Origin of the sequence: Pseudomonas sp. D3 (assembly GCF_029320995.1) — a bacterium.
GTDB lineage: Bacteria > Pseudomonadota > Gammaproteobacteria > Pseudomonadales > Pseudomonadaceae > Aquipseudomonas > Aquipseudomonas paraveronii.
This window is the reverse complement of the sequence record NZ_CP119772.1, coordinates 6,232,613-6,254,887: the sequence shown is the minus strand read 5'-3', so window position 1 is coordinate 6,254,887 and position 22,275 is coordinate 6,232,613. Positions and strand designations below refer to the sequence as shown.

The following is a 22,275-nucleotide window of genomic DNA, read 5'->3' as shown; positions in this document are numbered from 1 at the left end:
TGCAGTGTACAGGACTGAGCCCGGCAACGCGCCGCAACGGTTTATTGTGTAGTGCAGATGCCTCTATAGTGAGGTTCATCCGGGAAGTAGGGAGACTGCGCATGCCGTTACCGTCCATGAAAGAGCAATTCGCCGCCTTGATTGCCACGCCGTCGGTCAGTTGCACCCAAGCGTCTCTCGACCAGAGCAACCGTCCGGTGATCGACCTGCTCGCCGGCTGGCTGGGCGACCTGGGCTTCGCCATCGACATTCAGCCCGTCAGCCCCGGCAAGTTCAACCTGCTCGCCAGTTTTGGCACGGGCCCCGGTGGCCTGGTGTTGGCCGGCCATAGCGATACCGTGCCGTATGACGCCGCGCTGTGGAAGACCGATCCTCTCAAGCTGACGGAGGTCGACGGTCGCTGGGTAGGACTGGGCAGTTGTGACATGAAGGGTTTTTTCGCGCTGGCCATCGAAGCGGTATTGCCACTGCTCGATCAGCCGTTCAAGCAACCGCTGTTGATTCTCGCCACCTGTGATGAAGAAAGCTCCATGTCCGGTGCCCGTGCATTGGCGGCGGCCGGGCGCCCGCTGGGGCGTGCGGCCGTGATTGGTGAGCCGACGGGCCTCAAGCCGATCCGCCTGCATAAAGGCGTGATGATGGAACGCATCGACATCCTCGGTCGCAGCGGCCATTCGTCGGACCCGAGCTTGGGCCACAGCGCCCTGGAAGCCATGCACGACGCCATCGGCGAACTGCGCGGCCTGCGCCTGGCCTGGCAGCGCGAGTACCGCAACCCGCAGTTCAGCGTGCCGCAACCGACCCTGAATTTCGGCTGCATCCACGGCGGCGACAACCCCAACCGCATCTGCGGCCAGTGTTCCCTGGAGTTCGACCTGCGGCCCTTGCCCGGCATGGACCCGCAGGTGTTGCGCGCGGCGATCCGGCAGAAGCTCGAACCGGTGGCCGAGCGCCATAAGGTGAAGATCGACTATGCACCGCTGTTCGCCGAAGTGCCGCCGTTCGAGCAGGCCGAAGACGCGGAGCTGGTGCGGGTCGCGGAACGATTGACCGGTCATCGCGCCGAAGCAGTAGCGTTCGGCACCGAAGCGCCTTATCTTCAGCGCCTTGGTTGTGAAACCCTGGTGCTTGGCCCTGGCGATATTGCCTGCGCCCACCAGCCGGGCGAATACCTCGAAATGTCACGCTTGACGCCTACAGTGCGTCTATTGCGGGAACTGATCGAGTATTACTGCCTGACACCGGCCTGATTTAACCCCTGCCCATGCGTACATAAGGAGAGCGAGCGTGTCCCCAAGCCTGTTCCGACGATAACCATCAGCCTGCTGTGCGTTTTCACGACTCATCCTTTTTAGGCTGCTTTTTATTACAGGCCCAGGTTCCATGCCCGACTACGTCAATTGGCTTCGTCACGCTTCGCCCTACATCAACGCCCACCGCGACTGCACCTTTGTGGTCATGCTGCCCGGCGATGGTGTGGATCATCCGAACTTCGGCAATATCGTCCACGACCTGGTGCTGCTCCACAGCCTGGGGGTGCGACTGGTGCTGGTCCACGGTTCGCGCCCACAGATTGAAGCGCGCCTTGAAGCGCGCGGCCTCACCCCGGCTTACCATGACGGCCTGCGCATCACCGATGCCGCCACGCTGGAGTGCGTGATCGACGCGGTCGGCCATCTGCGCATCGCCATTGAAGCGCGCCTGTCGATGGACATGGCCTCGTCGCCGATGCAGGGCTCGCGCCTGCGCGTGGCCAGCGGCAACCTGGTGACGGCGCGCCCGATCGGCGTCCTTGAAGGCGTGGACTTCCACCACACCGGCGAAGTGCGTCGGGTCGACCGCAAAGGCATCAATCGCTTGCTGGACGAGCGCTCCATCGTCCTGTTGTCGCCCCTGGGTTATTCGCCCACCGGCGAGATCTTCAACCTGGCCTGCGAAGACGTCGCCACCCGTGCCGCCATCGACCTGGCCGCCGACAAACTGCTGCTGTTCGGCGCTGATCCTGGCCTTATCGATGAAAATGGTCGCCTGGTGCGCGAACTGCGTCCGCAACAAGTGCCGGCGCACCTGCAACGCCTGGGCAGTAACTACCAGGCGGAATTGCTCGATGCAGCTGCCGAGGCGTGCCGTGGCGGCGTAGCGCGTAGCCATATCGTCAGCTACGCCGAAGACGGCGCCTTGCTCACCGAACTGTTCACCCGGGACGGCGGCGGTACGCTGGTGGCCCAGGAACAATTCGAGCTGGTGCGCGAGGCGGCGATCGAGGACGTTGGCGGCTTGCTCGACCTGATCAGCCCGCTGGAGGAACAAGGCATCCTGGTACGCCGTTCGCGGGAAGTGCTGGAGCGTGAGATCGAGCAGTTCAGCGTGGTCGAACGCGAAGGCATGATCATCGCCTGCGCGGCGCTGTATCAGATCGCCGATTCGGATGCGGGGGAGCTGGCGTGCCTGGCGGTCAACCCGGAGTACCGCCACGGCAGACGCGGCGATGAGCTGCTGGAGCGCATCGAGACCCGCGCCAGGGCGCAGGGTTTGAAGACGCTCTTCGTGCTAACCACACGCACGGCGCACTGGTTCCGCGAGCGCGGCTTTGTGCCCAGCAGTGTGGAGCGCCTGCCTTCGGCGCGGGCATCGCTGTACAACTATCAGCGTAACTCGAAGATTTTCGAGAAGGCCCTGTAAAACCCAGCCCTCCCGGCCACTGAGCTGACCCCCATGGGCGCTGGCTTGCCTGCGATGCAGACGTAACGCTATCGCAGCCAAACCAGCCCCCCACTTCGAATATCGCTACGCCCCACGGGCGAAGGGTGCGTCAATGTGCCTACCATCCCCCCTACTAAAGTTTTAGAAATCTTGATCTCAGCCGATATGATCAAGTCGGCAATGGGTAAATTGTATGAAATTGCTGCTGTCAGACGGCTCGGTCGGCGGCGCTGACAGCGCGATGAAATGTTAGCGATACAAAAACTGTAACAAATTGACGGGAAGATGGGCGTTTAGCCATGATGGCGTCGCCTTTTTTGATCGCTGGTTGACGGTCTGTAACGGTGCGTTCAGATCTAAAAGATCTGAAAAACGGAAAAATAATACCCTTTAGGAATTAGCTGGTGCGGCGGTTGGTCTATTCTGACGTGCCCCGCTTCATGCAAAGGCTTATTCCAAAGTAGTATGAAAAAGAATGAAATAATTCTTTTTGGGTGTATGAAAAACTCATTACCCTGCAGGGACCAAATAAACTGCGATTAGACGAAGGTAGTAGACATACAAGGTTACGATTGACTTGGCGGTCACTATCTGGCGCTAATCGCGCATCTGTGGATCTCGGGCGTTAGACCCGAGACCAAAGAAATACAAAAATTAGAAATGAGAGGAGCGGTACATGAAGAAGTCCACATTGGCATTGTCTGTAGCTTTGGGCGTAATCGCTCAGCAAGCAGGGGCTGCCGGTTTCATCGAAGACAGCCACGCCACACTGAGTGCGCGTAACTTTTACATAAACACTGATAACCGTGATGGCCAGCCATCGGCGTCCTCGAACACCCGCAGCAAGAACTCTGAATGGGGCCAAGGCTTCGACCTGCGTTTCATCTCGGGTTACACCCAAGGTACCGTTCAGTTCGGGGTTGATGCGATCGGCCTGTACGGCGTGCGTCTGGATTCCAGCCGCGCAGAACACGGTAACTACAACGGCACCGCATCTGGCGGTACTGTGTTCCCGAGTGATGGCAACACTGCTGTTAATGATTTCGCCAGCCTGGGCGTGACCGGCAAGGTCAAGATCTCCCAAACCGAGCTGAAACTGGGCACCTTGCAGCCCAAGCTGCCAGTTATCGTGACCAACGACGGTCGTATGCTGCCGCAAACGTTCCAAGGTGGTCAGATCACTACCAATGACATCAAGGATCTGACCCTGGTTGCCGGTCAGGTTGAAAAGGCCAAGGGTCGTAACTCCAGCAATAACGAAAACCTGTCGATTGCCGGTGCCAACGGTAGCTCCAACTACAACACAGGCACTTTCGTTAACAAGTTCTACTACGCCGGTGGTGACTACAAACTCACCAAGGACCTGACTGCCCAGTACTACTACGGCAATCTGGAAGACTTCTACAAGCAGCACTTCCTGGGGCTGACTCACAACTGGGCTATTGGTCCGGGCGTGTTGAAGTCTGACCTGCGTTATTTCAACAGCTCTGACGATGGTAAGAACGGCAACACCGCCGCTTACTACACCAGCGGTAACTACAGTGGTGTCGCCAACGGCAAGGGTAAGGTTGACAACAACCTGTATAGCGGTCTGTTCTTGTACAGCGTTGCCGGCCACACCTTTGGTGGTGGTTATCAGGTCAGCAATGGCAGCAGCGACTTCCCTTGGTTGAACCAGGGTGACGGTTCGTCGGCTTACCTGACAACTGACATGCAGATCCAGAAGTTCGCCCGTGCCGGCGAGCGTACCTGGCAAGCTCGCTACGCTTATGACTTCGCTAAAGTCGGCTTGCCTGGCCTGACCGCCGGTGTTGTTTACCTTAAAGGTTCCGATATCGACACCGTCACCGCCACACGCACTGAAATTACTGGTCAGTCCGAGTGGGAACGTGACATCACGCTTGCCTACGTGATTCCAGAAGGCCCGCTGAAAAACCTCGGCGTTGCCTGGAAAAACGCAATGTGGCGTACCGACCTGGCGAACACCCGTTCCCAGGACGAAAACCGCCTGATCGTCAGCTACTCGCTGCCACTGTTCTAGTAGCGTAAAGCTGTTGTAAGCCTGTAAACCTTGCCCGGCGCAATGCCGGGCAAGGTGTCTTGCTTTTCAAGTCGGGCTCAACCCCCGCAAGCCCTTCCTGAATCCCTCTTTTTACAGCGTCTCAAGGCCTTCTCGAACCTTGGAATGAATGTTGATCCTCGCCCGTTCATAGGTCTAGTGAACACATTTTTAATATTCCTATATCGTCTAAATAAATCGATATTTATTCTTTTTAAATAATCTGTAATCCATGCACAGTGGGCTCCATAAGCATTCATCAGGAGCCACACCATGAGCCTAAGACTGGGCGACATCGCCCCCGATTTCGAACAAGATTCCAGCGCCGGCAAGATTCGTTTCCACGAGTGGCTGGGCGATAGCTGGGGTGTGCTGTTTTCCCACCCGGCGGATTTCACGCCGGTATGCACCACTGAACTGGGCTTCACCGCCAAGCTCAAGGACGAATTCGCCAAACGCGGCGTCAAGGCCATCGCCCTGTCGGTAGACCCGGTGGACTCGCACCACAAGTGGATCGAAGACATCAACGAAACCCAGAACACGATCGTCAACTTCCCGATCCTGGCTGACGCCGACCGCAAGGTCTCGGACCTCTACGACCTGATCCACCCGAACGCCAGTGACACCCTCACCGTGCGCTCCTTGTTCGTGATCGACCCGAACAAGAAGATCCGCCTGACCATCACCTACCCGGCGAGCACCGGGCGCAATTTCCACGAAATCCTGCGGGTCATCGACTCGTTGCAACTGACCGATAACTACAAAGTCGCCACGCCCGCCAATTGGCAGGACGGCGATGAAGTGGTGATCGTGCCGTCGCTCAAGGATGAGGAGGAGCTCAAGAAGCGCTTTCCCAAGGGTTATCGAGCGGTGAAGCCGTACCTGCGTCTCACCCCGCAACCCAACCGCTGACACAGGACCCATGTGGGAGGGGGCTTGCTCCCGATGGCGGTGTGTCAGGATTGAATGTGTCGACTGACACACTGCTTTCGGGAGCAAGCCCCCTCCCACAGGTTGACCGCATTTCAAGTCACACATAGCAGGGGTTTTCAGGCCGTTTCGACGGCCTTTTTTTTCGCCTGGCGATTGATCGGTTGTATATTCTTTTAAAGAATAAACAAATGAAAAAATAAGATTTATAGATATATAAATCTGCTGATAAGGTTTGTTCCATCTTGGCGCCATCGCCACACAGCGAACCGCCGACACTTGCTAAAGGAATTTCCTACATGCTGGTCGTAACACTTGGAGGCAGTCCCAGCCAGCGTTCCCGCTCCGGGGTCTTGCTGGATAAAACCCGTCAGTGGCTGCAACAGCAGGGCGTGGAAGTGGTGAGTTATCAGATACGCGACTTTCCGGCCGAAGACTTGCTGTATGCGCGTTTCGACAGCCCCAAAGTCATCGACTTGTTGCAACAAGTGGCCAACGCCGATGGCCTGGTGATCGCCACGCCGGTGTACAAGGCCTCGTTCTCGGGCGCGCTGAAAACCGTGCTCGACCTGCTGCCCGAACGCGCCCTGGCCCACAAGGTGGTGTTGCCCATCGCCACCGGCGGCAGCATCGCCCACATGCTGGCGGTGGACTACGCGTTGAAGCCGGTACTGTCGGCGTTGAAAGCCCAGGAATTGCTCCACGGGATCTTTGCCGAAGACAGTCAGATCGCCTATGGCGAAGGCAGTGCCCAGGCGCAACTGGTGCCGATCCTCGAACAACGCTTGAACGAGGCCCTGGAAACCTTCTACGCCGCCATGGCCCGTCGCCCGAAACCGCTGGACCCGCATGTGTTGAATGAACGTTTGTTGAGTGCTCGCTGGAGCATTTAAGCCTTACCGATTCAAGAAGTACTCACCTTACTCAGCCGCCAACGGCCAAGCAGGTGCAGCCAACCCCCCCAATCGCATTTTTGGAGAGAGCGCCATGCGCACTGTCATCTTGCGTCGTGGTCTGGTCGCACTGTTTGCTGCGGCTGTGTCCTTCGGCGCCATTGTTCAAGCCCACGCCGCCGAAACCCTGCGGATCGGCTATCAGAAATACGGCACCCTGGTGCTGCTCAAGGCCAAGGGCACCCTGGAAAAGCGCCTGGCCGCCGACGGTGTGCAGGTGCAGTGGACCGAGTTCCCGGGCGGCCCGCAATTGCTCGAAGGCCTGAACGTCGGCTCGATCGACTTCGGCGTCACCGGTGAAACCCCGCCGGTATTCGCCCAGGCCGCCGGCGCCGATCTGCTCTACGTGGCCTACGAGCCGCCGGCGCCGACCAGTGAAGCGATCCTGGTGCCGAAAGACTCGCCGATCAAATCGGTGGCCGAGCTCAAGGGCAAGAAAGTCGTGCTCAACAAAGGCTCCAACGTTCACTACCTGCTGGTGCGCGCCCTAGAAGATGCCGGCCTGAAATACACCGACGTGCAGACCGTGTTCCTGCCGCCCGCCGATGCGCGTGCTGCGTTCGAGCGTGGCAGCGTGGACGCCTGGGTCATCTGGGACCCGTATCAGGCCGCCGCCGAGAAACAACTGCAAGCCCGAACCCTGCGTGACGGCACCGGGATTGCCGACAACCATCAGTTCTACCTGGCCACCAAGCCCTACGCCGAAAAACACCCCGAAGTGATCAAGGCGCTGGTGGAAGAAGTGCGCGCGGTGGGCGACTGGTCCAAGGCCAACCCGCAGGAAGTCACCGAACAAGTTGCGCCGCTGCTCGGCCTGCCGGCGGACATCACCCTGACCTCGGTGAAACGCCAGGGCTACGGGGCGCTGTTCCTGACTCCGGCCGTGGTCGCCGCCCAGCAGAAGATTGCCGACAGCTTCTATCAACTCAAATTGATCCCCAAACCCTTGAGCATCAAGGACGTGATCTGGACGCCACCCGCTGCTGTGGCCAAAGCGCCGTAATCCGACTTCTTCAGGAGACAACTCCATGAGCCTCACTATTTTCTGGTTCCTGCCTACCCACGGCGACGGCCATTACCTTGGCACCGCCGAAGGCGCTCGCGCCGTCGATCACGGTTATCTGCAGCAAGTGGCCCAGGCGGCTGACCGCCTCGGCTTCGGCGGTGTGTTGATCCCCACCGGACGCTCCTGCGAAGACTCGTGGCTGGTGGCCGCTTCGCTGATCCCGGTGACCCAGCGTTTGAAGTTCCTTGTCGCCCTGCGCCCCGGGATCATTTCCCCGACGGTGGCCGCGCGTCAGGCCGCGACCCTCGATCGCCTGTCCGGCGGCCGTGCGCTGTTCAACCTGGTGACCGGCGGTGACCCGGAAGAACTGGCCGGCGACGGTTTGTTCCTCAGTCACGAGGAGCGCTACCAGGCCTCGGTGGAGTTCACCCGCATCTGGCGTCGCGTGCTGGAAGGCGAAACCGTGGATTACGACGGCGAACACATCAGCGTCAAAGGCGCCAAATTGCTTTACCCGCCGATCCAGCAACCGCGTCCGCCACTGTACTTCGGCGGTTCCTCCGAAGCCGCCCAGGACCTGGCGGCCGAACAGGTAGACATGGTGCTGACCTGGGGCGAGCCACCGGCTGCGGTCGCGGAAAAGATCGAACAGGTACGGGCCAAGGCCGCGAAACTCGGGCGCACTGTGCGCTTCGGCATTCGTCTGCATGTGATCGTGCGCGAAACCAACGATGAAGCCTGGAAAGCCGCCGACAAACTGATCTCGCACCTGGACGACGACACCATCGCCCGCGCCCAGGCCTCCCTGGCGCGTTTTGATTCGGTCGGCCAGCAGCGCATGGCGGCCTTGCATGGCGGCAACCGCGACAACCTCGAAGTCAGCCCCAACCTGTGGGCCGGCGTCGGCCTGGTACGCGGCGGTGCCGGCACCGCGCTGGTGGGCGATGGCCCGACGGTTGCGGCGCGGGTCAAGGAGTACGCGGCGCTGGGCATCGACACGTTTATTTTCTCCGGTTATCCACATCTGGAAGAGTCGTATCGCGTCGCCGAGTTGCTGTTCCCGCACCTGGATATCGAACGTCCCGAGTTGCCGAAAAGCGCTGGGTACGTCAGCCCGTTCGGCGAAATGGTCGCCAACGACATCCTTCCCAAAGCTGCGTCACAGAGCTGAGGCGGCGCCATGAATCTGGAAAAACTGAGCCACCGCGTGGCGCCTTGGGTGCTGCCGGTGTTGCTGTTGGCGGTGTGGCAGTTGTCGGTGTCGGCGGGTTGGTTGTCGACGCGCATTTTGCCGGCGCCGAGTGCGGTGATCGAGGCCGGGGTCAACCTGGTGCGCAGCGGCGAAATCTGGACGCACCTGGCCATCAGCGGCTGGCGTGCGGGCCTGGGCTTTGTGATCGGTGGCAGCATCGGCCTGGCCCTGGGCTTTATCACCGGGTTGTCGACGTGGGGCGAGCGCCTGCTGGACAGCTCGGTGCAGATGATCCGCAACGTGCCGCACCTGGCGCTGATCCCGTTGGTGATCCTGTGGTTCGGCATTGACGAGACCGCGAAAATTTTCCTGGTCGCCCTTGGCACGCTGTTCCCGATCTACCTCAACACGTATCACGGCATCCGCAATATCGACCCGGCGCTGGTGGAAATGGCGCGCAGCTACGGCTTGTCCGGCTTCAGCCTGTTCCGCCAGGTGATCCTGCCGGGCGCGCTGCCGTCGATTCTGGTGGGGGTGCGTTTTGCCCTGGGCTTTATGTGGCTGACGCTGATCGTGGCGGAAACCATCTCGGCCAGTTCCGGCATCGGTTACCTGGCGATGAACGCGCGTGAATTCCTGCAAACCGACGTGGTGGTGCTGGCCATCGTCATGTACGCGGTCCTCGGCAAGCTGGCCGACCTCGCGGCGCGTGGCCTGGAGCGTGTGTGGCTGCGCTGGCATCCGGCCTATCAAGTGAATAAAGGAGGTGCGGCATGACCGCTCAACAACCTCCGCGCCTGCTGAACGGCATTCCGCTGGCGGTGCGCAAGTTGCGCAAGGCCTTTGGGTCGCGGGAAGTGCTCAAGGCCATCGACCTGCACATTCCGGCGGGCCAGTTTGTCGCTGTGGTCGGCCGCAGTGGCTGCGGTAAAAGTACCTTGCTGCGCCTGCTGGCCGGCCTGGACAAAGCCAGTAGCGGTGAGCTGCTGGCCGGCGCCGCGCCGCTGAGCGAGGCGATTGAGGACACGCGATTGATGTTCCAGGAAGCGCGTCTGCTGCCATGGAAAAAGGTCATCGACAACGTCGGCCTCGGCCTCAAGGGCAACTGGCGTCCCAAGGCGCTGGAGGCGCTGGAAGCGGTCGGCCTGGCCGAGCGTGCCAATGAATGGCCGACCGCCTTGTCCGGTGGCCAGAAGCAGCGTGTGGCCCTGGCGCGTGCGCTGATTCACCAGCCGCGTCTGCTGTTGCTCGATGAGCCGTTGGGCGCGCTGGATGCGTTGACCCGCATCGAGATGCAGCAACTGATCGAAAACCTCTGGCAGAAGCACGGTTTCACCGTGTTGCTGGTGACCCACGACGTCAGCGAAGCCGTGGCCATTGCCGACCGGGTGATCCTGATCGAAGACGGCGAAATCGGCCTCGACCTGATCGTCGACCTGCCGCGTCCACGCGCCCGAGGCTCGCATCGCCTGGCGGCGCTGGAAGCACAAGTGCTCAACCGCGTGTTGTCGCTGCCCGGTAGCCCGCCGGAACCCGAACCTGTTTCACCGCTGCCTACGCAATTGCGTTGGGCGCAATAACTCACTTGTCCCCTAAAGGAAAAACGACATGACTATTAAAGCCATCAACGTGCGTAACCAGTTCAAAGGCACCATCAAGGAAATCGTCGAAGGCGACGTGCTCTCGGAAATCGACGTGCAAACCGCGTCCGGCATCGTGACGTCGGTGATCACCACCCGTTCGGTCAAGGAGCTGGAGCTGGTGATCGGCAGCGAGGTGATTGCCTTTGTGAAATCCACCGAGGTGTCGATCGCCAAGTTGTGATCGCTTGAGGCTGCTATCGGGAGCAAGTCGAATCGTCGCAAGCCCCCTCCCACATTTTGATCTGTGAATACATTCAACATGTGGGAGGGGGCTTGCTCCCGATGAGGCCCGGCCCGGAGACGCATCCATCAGGCAGTAACGCCCCGCTTGGGCAAATACGCCGGCAAATACAGCCCCATATACGCATCGAACACCCGCATCCCTTCCTCCGCCATACGCGGCGTGATCAGCCCATGCTGATGCACCGAGCGCGCATACACGCGATCACTCAGCTCCAGCGCTAACGCAAACACATCCATGTCCGCAGGCAAGCTCGGCACTTCAAAGTGCCGGTTGAATACGGCCAGCATCAAGTCACCCAACTCCAGATCGTGCTGGCGGTCCGCCTGATTCACTTCGGTCAAACCGTGCTGGGTCAGGATCAACTGGCGGGCGGCGGCGTCGTTGCTGTAGATGGTGAGCATGCGCTGTTCGACGATGTAAGACAGGTCGCGCCAATACTTGAGCGAATCATGCTCGATGGGCGCCAGGATTGCGGCGCGGAATGCCGCATGGACGTCCGCGGTCAACGCTTCCAGCAGTGCTGGCACACTGGCGAAGAAGTGATACACCGACGACGGCGGAATCTGTGCGCGCTCGGCCACGCTGTAGATCGACAAACCGGCCACGCCTTCGGACGCCAGCAACGTTCGGGCGGCGTCGAGGATCGCGTCGATCCGGGCCTGGCTGCGGGCGCGGGGTTTGCGAGGGGCGGCGGGGCGGGTGGTCATGGAAGTCTCCTACAAGGCAGCGGGCATTGTATGAGCAGGAGCCTGTGTTGTCTGCCAAGCCGCCATCGGGGGCAAGTCGAATCGTCGCACCGCCCCTCCCACACTCGAACCGGTTTCTTCAGGAAAACTCGTTCAACTGTGGGAGGGGCGGTGCGACGATTCGACTTGCTCCCGATAAGGCCAACTCGGTCTACCAAAAGCAACCCATAAAAAAACGCCACAGACCAAAGGCCTGCGACGTTTTTTCAGTGCAACCACCGCTTACACGGTATGCAGGTACCAGTTGTACTCAAGGTCGGAGATGGAGTGTTCGAACTCTTCCAGCTCACTTTCCTTACAGGCGACGAAGATATCGATGTATTTAGGATCGATGTACTTGGCCATCACCTCGCTGTCGTCCAACTCGCGCAGGGCATCGCGCAGGTTGTTCGGTAGGCTTTGTTCGTTCTGCTCGTAGCTGTTGCCTTCCACCGGAGCGCCCGGTTCGATCTTGTTGGTCAGACCGTGGTGTATGCCTGCCAGGACCGAAGCCATCAGCAGGTAGGGGTTGGCATCGGCACCGGCTACGCGGTGTTCGATACGCACGGAGTCAGCCGCGCCGGTCGGTACGCGGATGGCGACGGTGCGGTTGTCCAGGCCCCAGCACGGCGAGTTCGGCACGTAGAACTGTGCGCCGAAACGACGGTAGGAGTTGACGTTAGGGCACAGGAACGCCATTTGGGCGGGTAGGGTCTCCAGCACACCGCCGATCGCGTGACGCAATGCGGCGTTCTGCTCGGGATCCTCGCTGGCAAAAATATTCTTGCCGTCCTTGTCCAGGATCGAAATGTGTACGTGCAAACCGTTGCCTGCCTGGCCTGGGTAAGGCTTGGCCATGAAGGTGGTGTCCATCTCATGGTCGTAGGCGATGTTCTTGATCAGGCGCTTGAGCAGTACCGCGTAGTCGCAGGCCTTGATCGGGTCGGCCACGTGGTGCAGGTTCACTTCGAACTGCGCCGGGGCACTTTCCTTGACGATGGCGTCAGCCGGGATGCCTTGCTCTTTGGCACCTTCCAGGATGTCCTGGAGGCAGTCGACGTATTCGTCGAGGTCGTCGATCAGGTAGACCTGTGTCGAGTGCGGACGTTTGCCGGAGATCGGCGAGCGGGGCGGTTGTGGGCGGCCGTTCACGTTCTCCTGGTCGATCAGGTAGAACTCAAGCTCGAAGGCAGCGCAGATGGTCAGACCGAGTTCGTCGAATTTGCTCACAACTTGTCGGAGCACTTCGCGCGGATCGGCGAAGAAAGGTTCACCTTCAATTTCGTGCATGGTCATCAGCAGTTGCGCGGTAGGGCGCTTTTGCCAAGGTTCATTGCACAGGGTGTCGGGGATTGGATAACAGATTCGGTCAGCATCACCGATGTCCAGACCCAGGCCGGTGCTTTCCACCGTTGAGCCGTTGATATCCAGGGCAAATAAAGAGGCAGGCAGGTTAATGCCTTTCTCGTAAACCTTGTGGAGGCTGGTGCGTTCGATGCGCTTACCGCGCACCACACCATTCATATCCGCAATTAGAAGGTCTACGTACAGAACCTCAGGATGATCCTTAAGGAACGCGTTCGCTTCGTTAAGCTGAACGGCACGCGGGGGTACCGACATGATGCAACACCTTTGTTGTTAAAAATATCAATCATTGATCTTTTCTGGTTTCAGTCAACCCGAACCGCATGCCGAAGTCAAGCGAGGCCTTTTTTGCCCCAAAAAAGCGCCTGGTGGGCTTTTTTGGGGCTTTTTGGGGCGGTTTTGTCGGTTTGACCGGCTCGGGACTAGCAGGCTTGAGCGGGCCGTGTTGTATTTTTTACGGGGGTGTTGTGTAAAAAAATGAACAAGGCTAAGCTCGATTAAAACCCATAACAGCAATAATACCGGGGTGCTTCATGTCTGGCCTGCCGATAATCGGCATCACCACCTGCTCGAAACAGGTCGGTCTGCATGCTTTTCACAGCTATCTCGAATGTTGCGAACGCGCATTCCCGTCGACGATTCAATCCCCGATAAATTCCCTCGATCCGGTCATTATTCTTGACGGCCAGGATGCTGTTCGCGTTACCCGTTCATTTTTTTACACCCGCCCTTTCCATGACGCCGATCCGGCCTTTTTTGCGGTTGCCGCTCATTATCCTGCACGGGAGGCAAGCCTTTTGCTTAAGGAGTGCAACGGCACCCCAAATGGCGGTTAAGCTCCCACTCTGATGAACCAGCGACGCCGATGCGTCAACCAAAGCCTGACCTTTAATGGACGTCAGGAAACCCAGCCCAGAGGCATTTATGAGTAACAACCTCGACCAGCTCACCGATTGGTTGAAAGACCACAAGATCACAGAAGTCGAATGCATGATTGGCGACCTCACCGGCATCACCCGGGGCAAGATCTCGCCGACCAACAAGTTCATCGCCGAAAAAGGCATGCGCCTGCCCGAGAGCGTTCTGTTGCAGACCGTGACCGGCGACTATGTCGAAGACGACATCTATTACGAATTGCTCGACCCGGCCGACATCGACATGATCTGCCGCCCCGACCAGAACGCGGTGTTCCTGGTGCCGTGGGCCATCGAGCCCACCGCCCAGGTGATCCACGACACCTACGACAAGCAAGGCAACCCGATCGAGCTGTCGCCGCGCAACGTGCTCAAGAAAGTCCTCAAGCTCTACGCCGACAAAGGCTGGCAGCCCATCGTGGCGCCGGAGATGGAGTTCTACCTGACCAAACGCTGCGAAGACCCGGACTTCCCGCTGCAACCGCCGATTGGCCGTTCCGGCCGTCCGGAAACCGGCCGGCAGTCCTTCTCTATAGAAGCGGCCAACGAATTCGACCCGCTGTTCGAAGATGTCTACGACTGGTGCGAACTGCAGGAGCTGGACCTCGACACCCTGATTCACGAGGACGGCACGGCGCAGATGGAAATCAACTTCCGTCACGGCGACGCCCTGTCCCTGGCCGACCAGATCCTGGTGTTCAAGCGCACCATGCGTGAAGCCGCGCTCAAGCACAACGTGGCCGCCACCTTCATGGCCAAGCCGATGACCGGCGAGCCCGGCAGCGCGATGCACCTGCACCAGAGCATCATCGACATCGCCACCGGCAAGAACGTCTTCTCCAATGAAGACGGGACCATGAGCCAGCTGTTCCTCAACCACATTGGCGGCCTGCAGAAATTCATCCCGGAATTGCTGCCGCTGTTTGCCCCCAACGTGAACTCGTTCCGCCGCTTCCTGCCGGACACTTCCGCGCCGGTGAACGTGGAGTGGGGCGAAGAAAACCGCACCGTCGGCCTGCGCGTACCGGATGCCGGCCCGCAGAACCGTCGTGTGGAAAACCGCCTGCCGGGCGCTGACGCCAACCCGTACCTGGCGATTGCCGCCAGCCTGTTGTGCGGCTACATCGGCATGGTCGAAGGGCATAACCCGAGCGCGCCGGTCGTCGGCCGTGGTTACGAACGGCGCAACCTGCGCCTGCCGTTGACCATCGAAGACGCCCTGGAACGCATGGAAAACAGCAAGACCGTCGAGAAATACCTGGGTCACAAATTCATCACTGGCTACGTCGCGGTCAAGCGGGCCGAGCATGAAAACTTCAAGCGCGTGATCAGTTCTTGGGAGCGGGAATTTCTGCTCTTTGCCGTCTGATGCGCCGGGCGCGCCCTTTAAACGGTGCGCCCTTCACTGAAAAGTCTAGGAGATTGGTATGTCCAGCAACAACCCGCAAACCCGTGAATGGCAAGCCTTGAGCAATGATCACCACCTGGCGCCGTTCAGCGACTTCAAGCAGTTGAAAGAGAAAGGCCCGCGGATCATCACTAAAGCCCGCGGCGTTTACCTGTGGGACAGCGAAGGCAACAAGATCCTCGACGGCATGGCCGGCCTGTGGTGCGTGGCGATCGGTTACGGTCGCGATGAACTGGCTGATGCCGCCGCCAAGCAGATGAAAGAACTGCCGTACTACAACCTGTTCTTCCAGACCGCCCACCCGCCGGTGCTGGAACTGGCCAAGGCGATCTCCGACGTCGCACCGGCCGGCATGAACCACGTGTTCTTCACCGGCTCCGGCTCCGAAGGCAACGACACCATGCTGCGCATGGTCCGCCACTACTGGGCGATCAAGGGCCAGCCGAACAAGAAAATCATCATCAGCCGCAAGAATGGCTACCACGGCTCCACCGTGGCCGGCGCCAGCCTCGGCGGCATGACCTATATGCATGAACAGGGCGACTTGCCGATCCCGGGTATCGTCCACATCGCTCAGCCTTACTGGTTTGGCGAAGGCGGCGACATGAGCCCCGAAGAGTTCGGTGTGTGGGCCGCCAACCAGCTCGAAGAGAAGATCCTGGAACTGGGCGTGGACAACGTCGGTGCCTTTATTGCCGAGCCGATCCAGGGCGCCGGTGGCGTGATCGTGCCGCCTGACAGCTACTGGCCGCGCATCAAGGAAATCCTCGCCAAGTACGACATCCTGTTTGTCGCCGATGAGGTGATCTGCGGTTTCGGCCGTACCGGCGAGTGGTTCGGCAGCGATTTCTACGACCTCAAGCCCGACATGATGACCATCGCCAAGGGCCTGACCTCGGGTTACATCCCGATGGGTGGCCTGATCGTGCGCGACGAGGTGGTTGCGGTGCTGAATGAAGGCGGCGATTTCAACCACGGCTTCACCTATTCCGGTCACCCGGTGGCAGCAGCGGTGGCTCTGGAAAACATCCGTATCATGCGCGATGAGCAAATTATTAAGCGTGTGCATGACGAAACGGCACCCTATTTGCAGAAACGTCTGAGGGAGCTGGCTGATCATCCCTTGGTGGGTGAAGTGCGCGGTGTTGGCATGCTCGGTGCAATTGAACTGGTTCAGGACAAAGCGACGCGCAAGCGTTACGAAGGCCGTGGCGTTGGCATGATTTGCCGAACCTTCTGCTTCGAGAATGGCCTGATCATGCGCGCCGTGGGTGACACCATGATCATTTCGCCGCCGCTGGTGATCAGCAAGACCGAAATTGACGAGTTGGTGACCAAGGCTCGTCATTGCCTGGACCTGACTTTGGCGGCATTGCAGGGCTAAGTGCTAGGCTCAGAACGCAGTCGCTCTTGGGCGCTGCGTTCGGGCAGTTACAAAAGAGCGGGTTGGTTGAAGCCAGCCCCCTAACTTGCCAGATTGTTGTCCTGTTTTGCTGCCCTTCGACGGGCTGCCAAACAGCTATATATCGATGAAGTATGTTGCGGTCCAAAAAAGAAAATCGGAGCATCACCAAATGAAGGCATTAGGTTTGAAGAACGCTGGCAAGACCCTCCTCGCGTTGTCCCTGATGGGCGCAATGGCGGGCGCGGCCCAGGCAGGCGATAAAGTGCTGCACGTCTACAACTGGTCCGACTATATTGCTCCGGACACCATCGCCAACTTTGAAAAAGAGTCGGGCATTAAAGTGGTGTACGACGTATTCGACAGCAACGAGACCCTCGAAGCCAAGTTGCTGGCAGGCAAGTCCGGTTACGACATCGTTGTACCGTCGAACAACTTCCTCGCCAAGCAGATCAAGGCCGGCGTCTACCAGGAGCTGGACAAGTCCAAGCTGTCCAACTACGAAAACCTGAACACGTCCCTGCTCAAGGCCGTGTCGATCAGCGACCCGGACAACAAACACGCGTTCCCCTACATGTGGGGTTCGATCGGCATCGGTTACAACCCGGAGAAGGTCAAGGCCGCGCTGGGCGTCGACAAGATCGACTCGTGGGACATCCTGCTCAAGCCGGAAAACATCGCCAAGCTCAAGAGCTGCGGCGTGAGCTTCCTCGATTCGCCAACCGAAATGTTGCCGATCGCGCTGCATTACCTGGGCCTGCCGACCGACAGCCAGAAGAAGGCTGACCTCAAGCAAGCCGAAGACCTGTTTCTGAAGATCCGTCCTTCGATCGGCTACTTCCACTCGTCCAAGTACATCTCCGACCTGGCCAACGGCAACATCTGCGTAGCCGTGGGTTACTCGGGTGACATCCAGCAGGCCAAGTCCCGCGCGGCTGAAGCCGGTGGCAAGGTCAAAGTGGCGTATGACATTCCGAAGGAAGGCGCCGGTAGTTTCTATGACATGGTCGCCATCCCTAAAGATGCCGAAAACGTCGAAGCCGCCTACAAGTTCATGAACTACCTGCTCGAGCCGAAAGTCATGGCTGCGATCACCAACAGCGTGCGTTTCCCGAACGGTAACGAGAAAGCCACCGCACTGGTCGACAAAGACATCACCAGCGACCCAGGCATCTACCCGCCAGCGGATGTGCAAGCCAAGCTGTATGCCATTGCCGACTTGCCGGCGGCGACTCAGCGTGAAATGACACGCAGCTGGACCAAAATCAAATCGGGCAAATAAGCCTTAAAACCTGTGGGAGCGGGCTTGCTCGCGAAGGCGGAGTGTCAGTCGCCGATGTTCTCGGATGGTACGCCGCCATCGGGAGCAAGCCCCCTCCCACACATTAAATGACATAAAGTTTTGCCGGATCGGTTTATCGAGGGTAAGTTGCGCGCCGGTTTTGTTGCCGGGCAACAACTTTGGGCCCAACTATTTAAGAGGACCTCCACTTGCCATTTTCTTTATTTCGCCAAGCCTTGCTGGTAGGTGCAGGTATCACGCTGGCCGCCAGCGTGCAGGCCGCATCGACTGTGCATGTTTATAACTGGTCGGACTACATCGGCCCCGACACCCTGGCCAACTTTGAAAAGGCCTCCGGTATCAAGCCGGTGTATGACGTGTTTGATTCCAACGAAACCCTGGAAGGCAAGTTGCTGGCCGGGCGTACCGGTTACGACGTGGTGGTGCCGTCCAATCACTTCCTCGGCAAACAGATCAAGGCCGGGGCGTTCCAGAAGCTCGACAAGTCGTTGCTGACCCACTACGCCAACCTCGACCCGGCGCTGCTCAAGCGTCTGGAAAAGAACGACCCGGGCAACCAATACGCGGTGCCGTACCTGTGGGGCACCAACGGCATCGGTTACAACGTCGATAAAGTCAAAGAAGTGCTGGGCGTCGACAAGATCGACTCCTGGGCCGTGCTGTTCGAGCCGGAAAACATGAAGAAGCTGGCGAAGTGCGGCGTGTCCTTCATGGACTCGGCAGATGAAATGCTGCCGGCGGTGCTCAACTACATGGGCCTGAACCCCAACAGTGAGAATCCCGAAGACTACAAGAAGGCCGAAGCGAAACTGCTGAAAGTGCGGCCTTATGTGACCTACTTCCATTCTTCCAAATACATCTCCGACCTGGCCAACGGCAACATCTGCGTGGCGGCCGGGTTCTCCGGCGATGTGTTCCAGGCCAAGGCTCGCGCAAGCGAAGCGGGCAAGGGCGTGAATATCGCCTACGCGATTCCGAAAGAAGGCGGCAACCTGTGGTTTGACGTGCTGGCGATCCCTAAGGACGCGACCAACGTCAAAGAGGCCCACGCCTTCATCAACTATTTACTGCAACCTGAGGTTATCGCTCAGGTCAGTGATTACGTCGGTTATGCCAACCCTAACCCAGGGGCGGACACACTGATGGAACAATCGATACGCACCGACGAAGCGGTTTACCCACCGCAGGCGGTTCTCGACCGGACATTTGTCAACGTCGAGCTACCCCCGAACGTGCAGCGTTTAATGACCCGTAGCTGGACCAAGGTCAAGACGGGCAAGTAAGGCTCAAATTATCCTGGGTTCGCCCGCCTCGGGCGAACTGCATTTTTTTTTCGGGAGTTTCGTAAATGGCAGTTGCCTCCGGCGCCTATAAGAAAGCCCTCGAGGGCGACCAGACACCGAAAAAGGTGCTGGTCAAAATCGACCGGGTCACGAAGAAGTTCGACGAGACGATTGCGGTGGACGATGTGTCCCTGGAAATCAAGAAAGGCGAGATCTTCGCCTTGCTCGGCGGTTCGGGTTCGGGCAAATCCACCTTGTTGCGTATGCTCGCAGGTTTTGAGCGCCCAACCGAGGGTCGCATCTACCTCGACGGTGTGGACATCACCGACATGCCGCCCTACGAGCGGCCGATCAACATGATGTTCCAGTCCTACGCCCTGTTCCCGCACATGACTGTGGCGCAGAACATCGCGTTTGGTCTGCAGCAGGACAAGATTCCCAAGTCCGAAGTCGACGCCCGCGTGACCGAGATGCTCAAACTGGTGCAGATGAGCCAGTACGCCAAGCGCAAGCCGCACCAGTTGTCCGGCGGCCAGCGTCAGCGTGTGGCCCTGGCCCGTTCCCTGGCCAAGCGCCCAAAACTGTTGCTGCTCGATGAGCCGATGGGTGCCCTCGACAAGAAACTGCGTTCGCAGATGCAACTGGAACTGGTGGAAATCATCGAGCGCGTCGGCGTGACCTGCGTCATGGTGACCCACGACCAGGAAGAGGCCATGACCATGGCCGAGCGCATCGCGATCATGCACCTGGGCTGGATCGCGCAGATCGGCAGCCCGGTCGACATCTACGAGACGCCGACCAGCCGGCTTGTGTGCGAGTTCATCGGCAACGTCAACATCTTCGACACCCAGGTGGTCGACGACGCCGAAGGCCACGCGGTGCTCCAGTGCCCGGACCTGGACCGTGACATCTATGTGGGCTACGGCATCGCCACTGCGGTGGAAGACAAGTCGGTGACCTACGCCATTCGCCCGGAAAAACTGCTGGTCACCACTGAAATGCCGACCTGCGAGCACAACTGGTCCAGCGGCAAGGTCCACGACATCGCCTACCTCGGCGGGCACTCGGTGTTCTACGTGGAGTTGCCGAGCGGCAAGCTGGTGCAGTCCTTCGTCGCCAACGCCGAACGCCGTGGCCAGCGGCCGACCTGGGGTGACCAGGTCTACGTGTGGTGGGAAGACGACAGCGGCGTGGTACTTCGCTCATGAACATGAAGAAATTCAAGCGGCGCTTGCACCGCATAATCCCCAGTGGCAAGCAGGTGGTCATCGGGATTCCCTTCCTGTGGCTGTTCCTGTTTTTCGCGCTGCCGTTTTTCATTGTCCTGAAAATCAGCTTTGCCGAAGCCGATGTGGCGATTCCGCCCTACACCGAGATCTACACCTACGTTGAGCAGAAGCTGCAACTGGTGCTCAACCTCGCCAACTACAGCTTGCTGGCGGGCGACGAGTTGTACATCGCCGCGTACCTGGGTTCGCTGAAGATGGCGTTCTTTAGCACCTTGCTGTGCCTGCTGATCGGTTACCCGATGGCCTACGCTATTGCCACCGCGCGCAAAGAGATGCAGACCGTGCTGGTGCTGCTGATCATGATGCCGACCTGGACCGCGATCCTGATCCGCGTGTATGCGTGGATGGGCATCCTTAGCAACAATGGTTTGCTCAATAGCTTCCTGATGTCCATTGGGCTGATCAACGAACCGATTCAAATCCTCAACACCAATATCGCGGTGTATATCGGCGTGGTCTATTCGTACCTGCCGTTCATGATCCTGCCGCTGTACGCCAACCTGGTGAAGCACGACCAGAGCCTGCTGGAAGCTGCCTCGGACCTCGGTTCGAGCACCTTCAACAGCTTCTGGAAGATCACCGTGCCGCTGTCCAAGAACGGCATCATCGCCGGTTGCATGCTGGTGTTTATCCCGGTAGTCGGCGAGTTCGTGATCCCGGAACTGCTCGGCGGCCCGGAAACCCTGATGATCGGTAAAGTGTTGTGGCAAGAATTCTTCAACAACCGTGACTGGCCGGTGGCTTCCGCCCTGGCGGTGGTGATGCTGGCGATCCTGATCGTGCCGATCATCCTGTTCAACCGCAGCCAAGCCAAAGAGATGGAGGGCAAGATATGAAGCGCGTCAGTTTCTCAAGCTTCATGCTGGTGGCGGGGTTGTTGTTCATCTACCTGCCGATGCTGATCCTGGTGATCTATTCGTTCAACGAATCCAAGCTGGTGACGGTGTGGGGCGGTTGGTCGATCAAGTGGTACGTGGGCCTGTTGGACAACACCCAATTGATGGGCTCGGTGGCACGCTCGCTGGAAATCGCTTGCTACACGGCCATCGCGGCCGTGGCACTGGGTACGCTGGCGGCGTTCGTGCTGACGCGCATCAGCCAGTTCAAGGGCCGCACGCTGTTTGGCGGCCTGGTGACCGCGCCGCTGGTCATGCCGGAAGTGATCACCGGTCTGTCGTTGTTGCTGCTGTTCGTGGCCATGGCGCAGATGATCGGTTGGCCCCAGGAACGTGGCATCGTCACCATCTGGATCGCCCACACCACGTTCTGTGCGGCGTATGTGGCGGTGGTGGTGTCGGCGCGTTTGCGTGAGCTGGACCTGTCGATCGAAGAAGCGGCGATGGACTTGGGTGCGCGGCCGTGGAAGGTGTTCTTCCTGATCACCATCCCGATGATCGCGCCGTCGTTGGCGGCGGGTGGGATGATGTCCTTCGCGCTGTCGCTCGATGACCTGGTACTCGCCAGCTTCGTCTCCGGCCCGGGTTCGACCACCTTGCCGATGGAAGTGTTCTCGGCCGTGCGCCTTGGGGTTAAGCCCGAGATCAACGCCGTGGCCAGCCTGATTCTGTTGGCGGTGTCGCTAGTGACCTTCCTGGTGTGGTTCTTCAGCCGTCGTGCCGAAGACCTGCGCAAGAAAGCCATCCAGCAAGCGATCGAAGAAGCCGCCGCCGATGGCTGGCAGCAGCCGGACAAGCGTCGGGCGCCTGCGCCGGTCTAACGGCCGACACCGGCTTAAAAATGTGGGAGGGGGCTTGCCCCCGATGGCGGTGGATCTGTCACAGCTTCAGTGACTGACACTCTGCTATCGGGGGCAAGTCGAATCGTCGCACCGCCCCTCCCACAGTTTTGACCGCATT

Annotated in this window: 20 protein-coding genes; 18 read left to right on the top strand and 2 right to left on the bottom strand. The window is 59.3% G+C overall.

All coding sequences use genetic code 11. The features are described 5' to 3' along the window. The first annotated feature begins 101 nt into the window (after nt 1-101). The 10 genes from argE to P3S72_RS29020 all read left to right on the top strand — a co-directional run bounded on the left by argE (nt 102) and on the right by P3S72_RS29020 (nt 10,667). Nucleotides 102-1,250: an acetylornithine deacetylase gene (argE, locus tag P3S72_RS29065; protein WP_276195357.1), complete on the top strand. Its 1,149-nt coding sequence runs from the start codon at nt 102-104 to the stop codon at nt 1,248-1,250. 133 nt (nt 1,251-1,383) lie between these two features. Further along, nucleotides 1,384-2,682, top strand: coding sequence for an amino-acid N-acetyltransferase (gene argA, locus P3S72_RS29060; RefSeq protein ID WP_276195356.1), 1,299 nt, complete (start codon nt 1,384-1,386; stop codon nt 2,680-2,682). A gap of 697 nt (nt 2,683-3,379) precedes the next feature. After that, on the top strand, nt 3,380-4,744 hold the full coding sequence (locus P3S72_RS29055; protein ID WP_276195355.1) for an OprD family porin: 1,365 nt from the start codon (nt 3,380-3,382) through the stop codon (nt 4,742-4,744). A 291-nt stretch (nt 4,745-5,035) separates the two neighbouring features. Continuing rightward, nucleotides 5,036-5,674, top strand: a complete 639-nt coding sequence (locus tag P3S72_RS29050) for a peroxiredoxin (RefSeq protein ID WP_276195354.1) — start codon at nt 5,036-5,038, stop codon at nt 5,672-5,674. A 317-nt stretch (nt 5,675-5,991) separates the two neighbouring features. Further along, nucleotides 5,992-6,585 carry an NADPH-dependent FMN reductase gene (gene ssuE, locus P3S72_RS29045; RefSeq protein ID WP_276195353.1) on the top strand — a complete coding sequence of 198 codons (594 nt, stop codon included), beginning with the start codon at nt 5,992-5,994 and terminating at the stop codon, nt 6,583-6,585. 94 nt (nt 6,586-6,679) lie between these two features. Further along, a complete protein-coding gene (locus P3S72_RS29040; RefSeq protein ID WP_276195352.1) occupies nt 6,680-7,648 on the top strand; it encodes a sulfonate ABC transporter substrate-binding protein in 969 nt (322 codons plus the stop codon). Nucleotides 7,649-7,673: 25 nt separating this feature from the next. Further along, nucleotides 7,674-8,822 (top strand): FMNH2-dependent alkanesulfonate monooxygenase, encoded by a 1,149-nt coding sequence (gene ssuD, locus P3S72_RS29035; protein WP_247402582.1) that lies wholly within the window; start codon nt 7,674-7,676, stop codon nt 8,820-8,822. Between the two features lie 9 nt (nt 8,823-8,831). After that, a complete protein-coding gene (ssuC, locus tag P3S72_RS29030) occupies nt 8,832-9,620 on the top strand; it encodes an aliphatic sulfonate ABC transporter permease SsuC (RefSeq protein ID WP_276195351.1) in 789 nt (262 codons plus the stop codon). Beyond that, nucleotides 9,617-10,423, top strand: a complete 807-nt coding sequence (gene ssuB, locus P3S72_RS29025) for an aliphatic sulfonates ABC transporter ATP-binding protein (RefSeq protein ID WP_276195349.1) — start codon at nt 9,617-9,619, stop codon at nt 10,421-10,423. Before ssuC ends, ssuB begins: the two co-directional genes overlap by 4 nt. Before the next feature lie 28 nt (nt 10,424-10,451). Then, nucleotides 10,452-10,667, top strand: a complete 216-nt coding sequence (locus P3S72_RS29020; RefSeq protein WP_003213899.1) for a TOBE domain-containing protein — start codon at nt 10,452-10,454, stop codon at nt 10,665-10,667. 128 nt (nt 10,668-10,795) lie between these two features. Here the strand turns inward: P3S72_RS29020 and P3S72_RS29015 are convergent, their stop codons facing one another. Next, the gene (locus P3S72_RS29015; protein ID WP_276195348.1) at nt 10,796-11,437 is read right to left on the bottom strand and encodes a TetR/AcrR family transcriptional regulator; all 642 of its coding nucleotides are present in this window, start codon (nt 11,435-11,437) and stop codon (nt 10,796-10,798) included. A 261-nt stretch (nt 11,438-11,698) separates the two neighbouring features. After that, nucleotides 11,699-13,075 (bottom strand): glutamine synthetase family protein, encoded by a 1,377-nt coding sequence (locus P3S72_RS29010; RefSeq protein ID WP_247402177.1) that lies wholly within the window; start codon nt 13,073-13,075, stop codon nt 11,699-11,701. Between the two features lie 278 nt (nt 13,076-13,353). On the opposite strand from P3S72_RS29010, the gene P3S72_RS29005 reads away from it, so the two are divergent. From P3S72_RS29005 to P3S72_RS28970, 8 genes are all read left to right on the top strand, one after another. Further along, nucleotides 13,354-13,656, top strand: coding sequence for a glutamine amidotransferase (locus tag P3S72_RS29005; RefSeq protein ID WP_276195347.1), 303 nt, complete (start codon nt 13,354-13,356; stop codon nt 13,654-13,656). A gap of 88 nt (nt 13,657-13,744) precedes the next feature. Then, entirely contained in the window at nt 13,745-15,103 is a 1,359-nt protein-coding gene (locus P3S72_RS29000) for a glutamine synthetase family protein (RefSeq protein WP_247402180.1), read from the top strand. A gap of 58 nt (nt 15,104-15,161) precedes the next feature. After that, nucleotides 15,162-16,526, top strand: a complete 1,365-nt coding sequence (locus P3S72_RS28995; protein ID WP_247402182.1) for an aspartate aminotransferase family protein — start codon at nt 15,162-15,164, stop codon at nt 16,524-16,526. 205 nt (nt 16,527-16,731) lie between these two features. Further along, a complete protein-coding gene (locus P3S72_RS28990) occupies nt 16,732-17,826 on the top strand; it encodes a polyamine ABC transporter substrate-binding protein (RefSeq protein WP_276198008.1) in 1,095 nt (364 codons plus the stop codon). A gap of 209 nt (nt 17,827-18,035) precedes the next feature. Continuing rightward, a complete protein-coding gene (locus tag P3S72_RS28985) occupies nt 18,036-19,130 on the top strand; it encodes a polyamine ABC transporter substrate-binding protein (protein ID WP_276195346.1) in 1,095 nt (364 codons plus the stop codon). Between the two features lie 65 nt (nt 19,131-19,195). Further along, nucleotides 19,196-20,338 carry a polyamine ABC transporter ATP-binding protein gene (potA, locus tag P3S72_RS28980; protein WP_276195345.1) on the top strand — a complete coding sequence of 381 codons (1,143 nt, stop codon included), beginning with the start codon at nt 19,196-19,198 and terminating at the stop codon, nt 20,336-20,338. 35 nt (nt 20,339-20,373) lie between these two features. Then, complete coding sequence (locus P3S72_RS28975; protein WP_276198007.1) at nt 20,374-21,255, top strand: ABC transporter permease subunit; 882 nt, start codon at nt 20,374-20,376, stop codon at nt 21,253-21,255. Beyond that, nucleotides 21,252-22,136: an ABC transporter permease subunit gene (locus P3S72_RS28970; protein ID WP_247402191.1), complete on the top strand. Its 885-nt coding sequence runs from the start codon at nt 21,252-21,254 to the stop codon at nt 22,134-22,136. The genes P3S72_RS28975 and P3S72_RS28970 overlap by 4 nt, the downstream gene beginning before the upstream one ends. Nucleotides 22,137-22,275: the final 139 nt, after the last annotated feature.